Annotated in this window: 11 protein-coding genes; 3 read left to right on the top strand and 8 right to left on the bottom strand. The window is 58.3% G+C overall.

Features of this window, described 5'->3' with window-relative positions; genetic code table 11:
* Nucleotides 1-141: 141 nt before the first annotated feature.
* The 6 genes from coq7 to hemJ all read right to left on the bottom strand — a co-directional run bounded on the left by coq7 (nucleotide 142) and on the right by hemJ (nucleotide 4,630).
* Nucleotides 142-789 (bottom strand): 2-polyprenyl-3-methyl-6-methoxy-1,4-benzoquinone monooxygenase, encoded by a 648-nt coding sequence (gene coq7, locus CAF73_RS29360; protein ID WP_007956317.1) that lies wholly within the window; start codon nucleotides 787-789, stop codon nucleotides 142-144.
* Between the two features lie 107 nt (nucleotides 790-896).
* Nucleotides 897-1,235 carry a histidine triad nucleotide-binding protein gene (locus tag CAF73_RS29365; RefSeq protein ID WP_007956318.1) on the bottom strand — a complete coding sequence of 113 codons (339 nt, stop codon included), beginning with the start codon at nucleotides 1,233-1,235 and terminating at the stop codon, nucleotides 897-899.
* A gap of 80 nt (nucleotides 1,236-1,315) precedes the next feature.
* Nucleotides 1,316-2,104, bottom strand: a complete 789-nt coding sequence (locus tag CAF73_RS29370; protein WP_085697697.1) for an SDR family oxidoreductase — start codon at nucleotides 2,102-2,104, stop codon at nucleotides 1,316-1,318.
* 61 nt (nucleotides 2,105-2,165) lie between these two features.
* The gene (locus tag CAF73_RS29375) at nucleotides 2,166-3,116 is read right to left on the bottom strand and encodes a DUF805 domain-containing protein (protein WP_085697696.1); all 951 of its coding nucleotides are present in this window, start codon (nucleotides 3,114-3,116) and stop codon (nucleotides 2,166-2,168) included.
* 83 nt (nucleotides 3,117-3,199) lie between these two features.
* Nucleotides 3,200-4,168 (bottom strand): nitronate monooxygenase family protein, encoded by a 969-nt coding sequence (locus CAF73_RS29380; RefSeq protein WP_085705406.1) that lies wholly within the window; start codon nucleotides 4,166-4,168, stop codon nucleotides 3,200-3,202.
* Between the two features lie 33 nt (nucleotides 4,169-4,201).
* The gene (gene hemJ, locus CAF73_RS29385; protein ID WP_085688426.1) at nucleotides 4,202-4,630 is read right to left on the bottom strand and encodes a protoporphyrinogen oxidase HemJ; all 429 of its coding nucleotides are present in this window, start codon (nucleotides 4,628-4,630) and stop codon (nucleotides 4,202-4,204) included.
* Between the two features lie 135 nt (nucleotides 4,631-4,765).
* Between hemJ and argC the strand changes: the two genes are divergently transcribed.
* Nucleotides 4,766-5,800 carry an N-acetyl-gamma-glutamyl-phosphate reductase gene (argC, locus tag CAF73_RS29390; RefSeq protein ID WP_011336183.1) on the top strand — a complete coding sequence of 345 codons (1,035 nt, stop codon included), beginning with the start codon at nucleotides 4,766-4,768 and terminating at the stop codon, nucleotides 5,798-5,800.
* Nucleotides 5,801-5,968: 168 nt separating this feature from the next.
* Nucleotides 5,969-6,319, top strand: coding sequence for an iron-sulfur cluster insertion protein ErpA (gene erpA, locus CAF73_RS29395; protein WP_003228776.1), 351 nt, complete (start codon nucleotides 5,969-5,971; stop codon nucleotides 6,317-6,319).
* Nucleotides 6,320-6,391: 72 nt separating this feature from the next.
* On the opposite strand, the gene CAF73_RS29400 is transcribed toward erpA, so the two are convergent.
* Together CAF73_RS29400 and CAF73_RS29405 are read right to left on the bottom strand one after the other, a co-directional pair.
* Nucleotides 6,392-7,483 carry an anhydro-N-acetylmuramic acid kinase gene (locus tag CAF73_RS29400; protein WP_085705408.1) on the bottom strand — a complete coding sequence of 364 codons (1,092 nt, stop codon included), beginning with the start codon at nucleotides 7,481-7,483 and terminating at the stop codon, nucleotides 6,392-6,394.
* Between the two features lie 3 nt (nucleotides 7,484-7,486).
* On the bottom strand, nucleotides 7,487-8,911 hold the full coding sequence (locus tag CAF73_RS29405) for a peptidoglycan DD-metalloendopeptidase family protein (RefSeq protein WP_085705410.1): 1,425 nt from the start codon (nucleotides 8,909-8,911) through the stop codon (nucleotides 7,487-7,489).
* Nucleotides 8,912-9,121: 210 nt separating this feature from the next.
* Between CAF73_RS29405 and tyrS the strand changes: the two genes are divergently transcribed.
* Entirely contained in the window at nucleotides 9,122-10,321 is a 1,200-nt protein-coding gene (gene tyrS / locus CAF73_RS29410; RefSeq protein ID WP_085705412.1) for a tyrosine--tRNA ligase, read from the top strand.
* Nucleotides 10,322-10,607: the final 286 nt, after the last annotated feature.

Raw genomic sequence — 10,607 nt, forward strand, 5'->3', positions numbered from 1 at the left:
ACGAGCGGCCTCATCTGTCGCTGAAATACAAAACACCCGATGCGGTGCATCGGGCGTTTTGAGGCTGAAACAGGTGTAAACCTATTTCAGGACTAGACAGCTGAAACAGGTGTAAACCTATTTCAGGACTAGACACGTTTTTCAGATCCGGTAAGTGCTCTTGGTCATCACTTTGGCCAGCAGGCTCATGCCGAACTTCACCGGCGCCGGGAAACGGAAACCACCGGCCTCCAGTGCACTCTCCGCATGATGTTCTTCATCTATACGCATCTGCTCCAGAATCGCCCGGGATTTTTCGTCCTCGGCCGGCAGTTGCTCAAGATGCTCGTTCAGATGTTTGCAGACTTGATGCTCGGTGGCGGCGACAAATCCGAGGCTGACCTTGTCGCTGATCAACCCGGCGACTGCGCCGATGCCGAACGACATGCCATAGAACAGCGGATTGAGCACGCTGGTGTGGCTGCCCAACTGGTGAATGCGCTGTTCGCACCAGACCAGATGATCGATCTCTTCTTCAGCCGCATGCTCCATGGCCTCGCGCACCTGCGGCAACTTGGCGGTCAGGGCCTGGCCCTGATACAGCGCCTGGGCGCAGACTTCACCGGTGTGGTTGATGCGCATCAGGCCGGCGACGTGGCGGGTGTCTTCATCGCTCATCTGCACATCGGGCTGCACGATTGCCGGCGACGGACGGTACGGCTGGCCGCTGAATGGCAGCAAGGTACGCATCGCGGCATCGGCTTGCAGCAGAAGACGATCAATGGGCGAGTAGTGACGTTGGGTAGTCATGCTGACCTCCGGGAGGAATCTCGGCGGCCAGTTTAACTGAATCGGCCGGGGAAGGTTTGCGCTGGGTCACGTGGGAGCAGGGCGCTCCCACCGATCTTTGGGTTCAATCAGCCCGGAGGCCAGTTCATCTGGCGTTGACCGAGTACGTGCATGTGAATGTGGTAGACAGTCTGCCCGCCCATTTCATTGCAGTTCATCACCACCCGGAAGCCTTCCTCGCAACCCAGCTCCAGCGCCAGACGCTGAGCGGTAAACAGGATGTGCCCGGCCAGTGCCTTGTCGTCTTCGGTCAGGTCGTTGAGGGTGCGCACCGGTTTCTTCGGGATCACCAGAAAATGCACCGGTGCCTGTGGGGCGATGTCGTGGAACGCCAGAACCTGGTCGTCCTCGTAGATGATCTTCGCCGGGATTTCCCGGTTGATGATCTTGGTGAACAGAGTATCCACAGCTGTTTTCTCCGTTGTTTGAGCTGGACTGAGTGTACCCACGAGGGCACACCGCGCCCAGTCATTTGCCTGCCGGCCCTTCAGCGCGGGCAGTAAGCCTTGTTGACCATGCCGACAATTGTGCGATTGAGCCAGCGCGAACCGAGCCGGGGCAGAAAGGCGAACCAGCGGTTTCGGCGTCCGGGAATGATGATCGCGCGGTTTTTCTCCAGGGCGCGCACGGTATACAGCGCGACTTCCTCGGGACTCATCAGCAATTTGCTGGCGTTGAGCTTGTCGTTGTTCAGTTGTGCCGTGCTGAAGAACGCGGTGCGAGTCGGGCCGGGGCAGAGAACCGACACCTTGACCGCGCATTTCTTCAGTTCCACTCGAAGTGCTTCCGAGAAGTGCAGGACATACGCCTTGCTGGCGTAGTAGGTGCTCATCCACGGCCCGGGGTTGAAAGCCGCCACCGACGCGACATTGAGAATCTGCCCGCCGCCCTGCAACGCCATGCTGTTGCCGATGGCATGGCAGAGGCGGGTAAGGGCGAGGATGTTCACTTCGATCAGGTCCTGTTCGGTCATCCAGTCCTGGGCAAGGAACGGGCCGCAAGTACCGATGCCGGCACAGTTGACCAATAGATCGATCTGCCGGTCGCCTTCTTCGAGCTCCAGCAGAAAACCGGACAGGCGCAGCGGCTCACCGAGATCACAGGCGCGGAACAGCACTTCCACGCCGAAGCGTTGAGTCAGTTCAATCGCGATGCTTTCCAGCTGATCACGCTGTCGGGCCACCAGAATCAGGCTGCGGCCACGGCGCGCCAGGGCTTCGGCCATGGCCAGGCCGATGCCGCTGGAGGCGCCGGTGATCAGAGCGTAACGGGTCATGCAAATCTCCATCGCAACAGCGCCGCGCCGTGGACGCAGGTGTCACGGCGGGGAGCGTTGTTCATTCTTTCGCAGAGTCTACAGGGGCGAGGGCGGCTTCGGCTGCATCGTCTGCCGAATTCGCGGCGGGCTCGACTTCGACATCGATTTCATCGGTGTTCACCGAACCGCTCTCGTAGCTGCTTTCAAGGCTGCTTTCATATTCCTGCTGGATGGCAGTGATCCCGCCCAGCATGCCACCCACAAAGAACAACCCGATAAACACGATCCACAGCGAACACAGCACTTTGACTGCCGTGCTGTTCGGCGGCGGCGGCGGGCCATAGCGGTTGGCGCCGGTATTGCCCGGCACGACCATGATCACCAGCGGGAAGAAACTGCCCACGAATGGAACCAGGGTCAGCAGCCACAGCCATCCCGACCAGCCGATATCGTGCAAGCGCTGAATGCTGAACAGGATGCCAATGATCGCGAAGGCCAGAAACAGGAAGAAGGCGAGGAGACCGCCGATGATCAGGCCGGTCGTCGAGTCGGCGCTGACCAGGCCCAGGCCGATCAGCGCGAACACGCTGACGATTGGCAGGGTTACCAGGCTCAACACCATCGACCATGCCAGATAACGCAAGCGGCCGATCCTGCCTTCAGCACCGAACGGCTTCAGCGGCGCAAATGCCGGCAGGTTTTCGCCGACGGCGGCGCGAGGGGGCGCATAAGGCGAATCAGGCTCCGCGACGGCAGCGCTTTGCTCGTGGACATCCGACAGATTCAGTTCGATGGGCGTTTCCGCTTCGATCCGGGCATCGATCCCGGTCTTGCTCAGCGCTTGCAGATAAGTCTGCGCATCGCTATGCGAAAGATCACGCTTGAGCGCGACGGTGCGGCCATTGAACAGGCGCTCGATGGCGGCGACATCGCTTTTGAACAGATTGGCCAGGTTGAGCTTGGCCGTGGTGATGTCGACGCCAGGCTGGAGCGCGCCGTCGAAAACGATCTTGTAACGGGGTTCGCTCATGGCCGAGGCATCCTTGTCGCGAGATAAATTGAAGGGGGGCAGTCAGTGTGAGGCCGGTCAGGCAGCGACCGGCCGGGTTTCATTCAGCGCGGCCAGCGTTTCGGCAGTTGCGCTGCGTGCTCCAGGGCCTGGCGGTATTCAGCATCGAGACGCGTCACCAGTTGATCCACGCCTGGCAGATCATCGATCTGCCCTACGCCCTGGCCCGCTGACCACACGGTTTTCCAGGCCTTGGCTTCGTCGTTGATCGGCTTGAGCTTGTCGCCGAAATTAACTTCACCCTTGCCTTGCAGGGCTGCCATGTCGAAACCGGCGGCCTCCAGGCTTTGGCGCATGAAACTGGCCGGAACACCGGACACGGCAGGAGTATGAATGATGTCGGCTGCTTTGGCAGTCAGCAGCATCTTCTTGTAGGCGTCAGGCGCATGACTTTCAGTGGTGCCGATAAATCGCGTGCCGAGGTAGGCCAGATCCGCGCCGAGCAGTTGTGCGGCGAGAATCTCATGCCCATGGTTCAAACATCCTGCAAGCAACAGAGTCTTGTCGAAGAACTCGCGGATCTCGGCGATCAGCGAGAACGGGCTCCAGGTGCCGGCGTGCCCACCGGCGCCGGCTGCGACGGCGATCAAACCATCCACACCGGCCTCGGCGGCTTTTTCTGCGTGGCGGCGGGTCGTCACGTCATGGAAGACCAGGCCGCCGTAACTGTGCACGGCGTCTACCACTTCCTTCACCGCGCCGAGGCTGGTGATGACGATAGGTACCTTGTGCTCGACGCAGATGTTCAGATCCGCCTCCAGGCGTGGATTGCTCTTGTGAACAATCAGATTCACGGCATAAGGCGCCGGGTTCTCGAGTGTCGCCAGTCCCGCTTCGATCTGCTCCAGCCAGGCCTTGAACCCGCTGCTTTCGCGTTGGTTCAGCGCCGGGAAGCTGCCAACCACGCCGTTGCGGCAACAAGCCAGCACCAGTTCAGGATTGGAGATCAGGAACATCGGCGCTGCCACCACAGGCAGACGCAGACGTTGTTCGAGCAGAGTGGGCAGCGACATCGGAAGTACCCCGGAAAGTTGTATTTGTTGAAGTTAGAACGGCTTGACCACGACCAGAATTACGATAGCCAGCAATATCAGAACCGGCACTTCATTGAACCAGCGATAAAAGACATGGCTGCGGGTGTTCTCGCCACGGGCAAAACGTTTTACCTGCGCGCCGCACATGTGGTGGTAACCAATCAACAGCACGACCAGGGTCAGTTTGGCGTGGATCCAGCCACCGCTGCTGAAGATGCCCGGGTTCAGGTAGATCAGCCAGCCGCCGAAGATCAGCGCGGCGATCATTGCCGGGCCCATGATGCCGCGATACAGCTTGCGCTCCATGATGCTGAAGCGTTCCTTGCTGATCGTGTCTTCACTTTGCGCGTGATAAACGAACAGTCGCGGAAGATAGAAGAGGCCGGCAAACCAGCACACGATGCTGACGATATGAAGCGCTTTGATCCATAGATAGAGCATTTTTGGTTATTCCCCAATTCACGGTAGGCCGGATAGTAGAGGCTTGAGCGTCCGCACGTCACCTTGGCGGTTGTCGCAGGGGCGCGCGGCCCCTATTATCGACGGCTTTCCAGTGGGTTCGTTGAGGGCAGGTTTATGGTCAAGGTCGGTATCGTCGGCGGCACGGGTTACACCGGTGTCGAATTGCTGCGTCTGTTGGCACAGCATCCGCAGGCAGAAGTGGTGGTAATCACTTCCCGATCCGAGGCCGGTCTGGCCGTGGCTGATATGTACCCGAACCTGCGCGGTCACTATGACGGTCTGGCATTCAGCGTGCCGGACATCAAGACCCTGGGCGCTTGCGACGTGGTGTTCTTCGCCACTCCGCACGGCGTTGCCCATGCACTGGCCGGCGAGTTGCTGGCGGCCGGCACCAAGGTCATCGACCTGTCGGCAGACTTCCGTCTGCAGGACGCCGATGAGTGGGCCAAGTGGTACGGCCAGCCGCACGGCGCGCCGGAGTTGCTGGACGAGGCGGTTTACGGCTTGCCGGAAGTCAATCGCGAGCAAATCAGGAAGGCGCGTCTGATTGCCGTGCCGGGTTGCTATCCGACCGCGACGCAGCTGGGTTTCCTGCCGTTGCTTGAGGCGGGCATTGCCGACGCTTCGCACCTGATCGCCGACTGCAAGTCTGGCGTCAGCGGTGCCGGTCGCGGTGCTGCCGTAGGCTCGCTGTACTCCGAGACGTCGGAAAGCATGAAGGCTTATGCGGTGAAAGGTCACCGCCACCTGCCGGAAATTCGCCAGGGACTGCGTCGTGCCGCAGGCAAGGATGTCGGTCTGACCTTTGTGCCGCACCTGACTCCGATGATCCGTGGCATTCACTCCACGCTCTACGCGACCGTGGTGGATCGTTCGGTGGATCTGCAGGCGTTGTTCGAAAAGCGTTATGCCAATGAGCCGTTCGTCGACGTGATGCCGGCTGGTAGCCACCCGGAAACCCGCAGCGTGCGTGGCGCCAATGTCTGCCGAATTGCGGTTCATCGTCCGCAGGATGGCGATCTGGTGGTGGTGCTTTCCGTGATCGACAATCTGGTCAAGGGTGCGTCGGGTCAGGCAGTGCAGAACATGAACATCCTGTTCGGGCTGGATGAGCGTCTGGGTCTGTCCCACGCGGGCATGCTGCCGTAACAGCTGATCTTGCTCGGTAAAAAGGCCCGTTTGACGGGCCTTTTTGCATTCTGATCGGTTGATCAGGTTTATTGATATACCGTAACAATAGTTGACCGATTTTCTAGGACAAGCGGATAATGCGCGTCATCACGCATTATGGCGGCGTAACGCCGGGAGATAGTCAGCATGAGCGTCGAATCCTTCACCCCCACGGCTTTGCAATTCACTCAAGGTGCCGCGCACAAGGTGAAGAGCCTGGTCGATGAAGAGGGGAATGATCGCTTGAAGCTGCGCGTATTCGTTACGGGCGGCGGTTGTTCAGGGTTTCAGTACGGCTTCACCTTCGATGAAGATGTGGCCGAGGACGATACCATTGTCGAGCGCGAAGGCGTCAGTCTGGTAGTCGATCCGATGAGCTTCCAGTACCTGGCGGGTGCCGAGGTGGATTACCAGGAAGGTCTGGAAGGTTCGCGTTTCGTGATCAAGAACCCGAATGCCACCACTACTTGTGGTTGCGGCTCCTCGTTCTCGATCTGATAGCGTTTCACCCTACACAATAAAACGCCGCAGAGCCTCACGGTTCTGCGGCGTTTTGTTGTCTGGGTTTTGTCAGTTGGGGTAGATGGCGCCGAGTACGCGAAGGCCTTTGGCACCGGTAACGCTCGGGCGATTGCCGGCGATCCCTTCCAGACAGCAGTGGGCCAGCCAGGCGAAGGCCATGGCCTCGACCCAGTCCGGATCGACGCCGTGGGTCGATGTGCTGGCGACTTTGGCGTTCGGTAGCAGCCCGGCCAGGCGATTCATCAGTGTGGCGTTGTGGGCGCCGCCCCCACAAACCAGGAGCTCTTCGGTATTCGATTGAGCGCTTTGCAGCGATTCGACGATGGTCAGCGCCGTCAGTTCGAGCAGTGTTGCCTGTACGTTTTCGGCTGCGAAACCTGGCAGGCGCGACAGTTGCTGCTCCAGCCATGGCAGGTTGAAAACTTCGCGGCCGGTGCTCTTCGGGCCTTGGGTCACGAAAAACGGATCGCTGAGCAGGGCTTTCAGCAGGGTCGGTTCGACCTTGCCGCTGGCTGCCCACTGCCCGTTACAGTCGTAGTTCTCGCCCCGTTGCTGATGAATCCAGGCATCCATCAGCACATTCCCCGGCCCGCAGTCGAAACCGGCTACAGGCTTGTTCGGCTCGATCAGACTGAGATTGCTGAAACCGCCGACATTCAGGACTGCGCGGTTACCGGTACGCTCTTCGAACAACGCTTCATGAAAGGCAGGAACCAGCGGAGCGCCTTGGCCGCCGGCGGCTACATCGCGGCTACGGAAGTCGCTGACGACGGTGATGCCGGTCAGCTCGGTCAGCAGGGCAGGGTTGCCGATCTGCACAGTGAAGCCGCGTGCAGGTTCGTGGCGAATGGTCTGGCCGTGGCTGCCGATCGCGCGAATGGCTTCAGGCTTGAGCTGTTGCTTTTCAAGGAGAGTATGGATCCCTTGCGCGGCGAGCTTCACCCAGTTTTGCTGGGCAATTGCCGAGCGGGCAATTTCGTCAGGGCCGCTGGCGCACAAGCCAAGCAGCTCGGCGCGCAGGGTGTCAGGCATGGGTATGTAGTGTGTGGCGACCAGGTTGATCGCCGAGGATTGCTCGATCAGGGCGATGTCCAGCCCGTCGAGACTGGTGCCGGACATCACGCCGATATACAGAGCCATGACTTAACGTTTGCTCGAAGCCAGCATGGTGGCCTTTTCCTGGTCCATGCGAGCCATCAATGGCTGGCTCTGCGCCAGGAAGCGAGCGCGTTCGGATTTGGCGATCGGGTCGGCCATCGGCAGCTTCTGGCCCAATGGATCGACGTGAACACCGTTGACCTGGAACTCATAGTGCAGATGCGGACCGGTGGACAGGCCAGTGGTGCCGATGTAACCGATCACCTGGCCTTGTTTGACAGTCCCGCCGGTCTTCACGCCCTTGGCGAAACCCTGCATGTGGCCATACAGCGTACGGTACGTGTTTCCATGCTGGATGATCACGGTGTTGCCGTAACCGCCGCGACGGCCGGCCAGCAGCACTTTGCCGTCACCGGCAGCCTTGATTGGTGTACCGCGCGGCGCGGCGTAGTCAACGCCTTTGTGAGCGCGGATCTTGTTGAGGATCGGGTGTTTGCGACCCATGGAAAATTTCGAGCTGATGCGGGCGAAATCTACCGGTGTGCGGATGAACGCCTTGCGCATGCTGTTGCCGTCGGCCGTGTAGTAGCTGCTGTTGCCCTGTTTGTTGGTGTAACGCACCGCAGTGTAAGTCTTGCCGCGGTTGGTGAAGCGGGCGGACAGGATCGGACCGTTGCCAACAGCTTTGCCGTTGACCACTTTCTGTTCATAGATCACATCGAACTCATCGCCCTGGCGGATATCCTGGGCGAAATCGACGTCGTAGCCAAAGACACTGGCCATGTCCATGGTCAGGCTGTGGGACAGACCTGCGCGGGCGGCGGACTGCGACAGCGAGCTGTTGATCACGCCGTGTACATAAGCAGTGCGGACAGTCGGTTTGGCAGTAACGCGGTTGAATACATAACCCTTGTCGTTCTTGGTCAGGGTGATGGTTTCAACGTCGCTGACCTTGGTGTGCAGGTTGGTCAGTTGGCCCTGTGGATTCAATTCGAATTCGAGTTTCTGGCCATGTTTGAGCTGACTGAATTGCTTGGCTTGTTTATCGCTGGCCAGCACTTCATGGACGGTCGCGGCCGGAAGGCCGACTTTCTCGAACAGTGTAGAAAGCGTATCGCCCTTGGAGACGATCACTTCCCTGTGATTTGGAGCCTTCTTTTCTTCGACGGCCGGCGTAGGCGCAGGTGCGGCCTGAGCGGTTTCCTGCGTCTCTTCGGCGCTGTTTTCGATCTGAGCGAAAGGGGAAGCTACGGACTCATTTGTGGCTTGAACTGCGTCGGCAGCGTCTTGATCTTGTGTCAATTGTTCAGCAGGACTTTCCAGTTCAAGGCTCAGCGTTGTCTTTTTGGCTTCGACATCACTGGATGGAAACACCAGGAGCGCCAGACTGAGAAGGGCGGCGATCCCACTTGCGGCGAGCAGGTGGGTCTTCGGGTAAAGCGGTGGCGCTTTAGACGGTTCAGTGGTCATAAGTAATTTGACTTTGAAAAAGATGAATTGGAAAAGATGAATGACATGATGAAGATGAAATAACTGTATAAAATATAACCAAATCATCTCTGAGGCAAGTCTGCGGACGCCCTGTCTGTGGATTGACGTCCGTGCGCCGGGCAAAACTTGTATTTGGTGTGCGATCTTGTATGGTTGGTTCCCTTTGAATCTGAGCCTTGCGGGTCTGTTATGAAGTCGGTTGAAGAGCAGCTAGCGCTGATTAAACGTGGTGCGGAAGAACTGTTGGTCGAGTCCGAGCTTATCGAAAAGCTCAAGCGTGGCCAGCCGCTGCGAATCAAGGCCGGCTTCGATCCAACTGCGCCTGATCTACACCTTGGTCACACTGTGCTTATTAATAAGCTGCGCCAGTTCCAGGAATTGGGGCATCAGGTGATCTTCCTTATTGGCGATTTCACCGGGATGATTGGTGACCCGAGCGGCAAGAGCGCCACGCGTCCTCCGTTGACCCGTGAGCAGGTTCTGGAAAACGCCGAGACCTACAAGACTCAGGTGTTCAAGATTCTTGATCCGGCGAAAACCGAAGTCGCGTTCAACTCCATCTGGATGGATCAGATGGGGCCTGCGGACTTTATTCGTCTGACTTCGCAATACACCGTCGCTCGTATGCTCGAGCGTGATGACTTTGACAAGCGCTACACCACCAACCAGCCGATCGCCATTCATGAATTCCTCTATCCGCTGGTTCAGGGTTATGACTCTGTAGCATTGCGCGCTGACGTTGAGCTGGGTGGTACCGATCAGAAGTTCAACCTGCTGATGGGGCGTGAGCTGCAGCGTGGTTATGGGCAGGAAGCGCAGTGCATTCTGACGATGCCATTGCTTGAAGGTCTGGATGGCGTGAAGAAGATGTCCAAGTCGCTGGGCAACTACGTCGGTATCCAGGAAGCACCGGGTGTCATGTACAGCAAGCTGGTTTCGATTCCCGATGCGTTGATGTGGCGCTACTTCGAATTGCTCAGCTTCCGTTCGATGGATGAGATAAACGCTTTCCGCGCCGATGTTGAAGCGGGTGCTAATCCGCGTGATATCAAGATCAAGCTGGCTGAAGAGATTGTTGCGCGCTTCCATGGTGAAGAGGCTGCAGCCAATGCTCACCGTGGTGCGGGTAACCGTATGAAGGATGGCGAGCTGCCGGATGATCTGCCAGAGGTCGAGTTGACTGCGGTTGAGGATATGCCGATTGCTGCTGTTCTTAATAAGGCGGGTCTGGTGAAGAACTCGGCGGCTGCTCGTGATCTGCTGGCTTCCGGTGGTGTGCGTGTAGATGGCGAGGTGGTTGATCGTTCCTTTATATACGTACTGGGTGCGACGCACGTTTGTCAGGCGGGCAAGAAAGCTTTTGCACGGATTACGCTGAAATCTGAGTAAAGTTGAAATAAGGGGTTGACGGCGAATTTTAGATGTCTATAATTCGCCCCACTTCCGGCGCAGTCGAGACGGAAAACTCCTTGAGATTCAATGAGTTAAGTAAGTTTCGACGGTGGCTCGCTTCAGTTCATCGAAGCCTGGAAGGCGTTGGAAATGCCGGTTTGCTGGCGCCTTCAGCGGTTCGATTTTCTCGGTCGAAAGCGAAGAAAAAGAGGTGTTGACAGCAGCGTGTAACGCTGTAGAATTCGCCTCCCGCTAACGAGAGATCGGAAGCGCAAGTGGTTGA

The sequence above is a fragment of the Pseudomonas sp. B15(2017) genome (genome assembly GCF_002113215.1).
Classification (GTDB): domain Bacteria; phylum Pseudomonadota; class Gammaproteobacteria; order Pseudomonadales; family Pseudomonadaceae; genus Aquipseudomonas.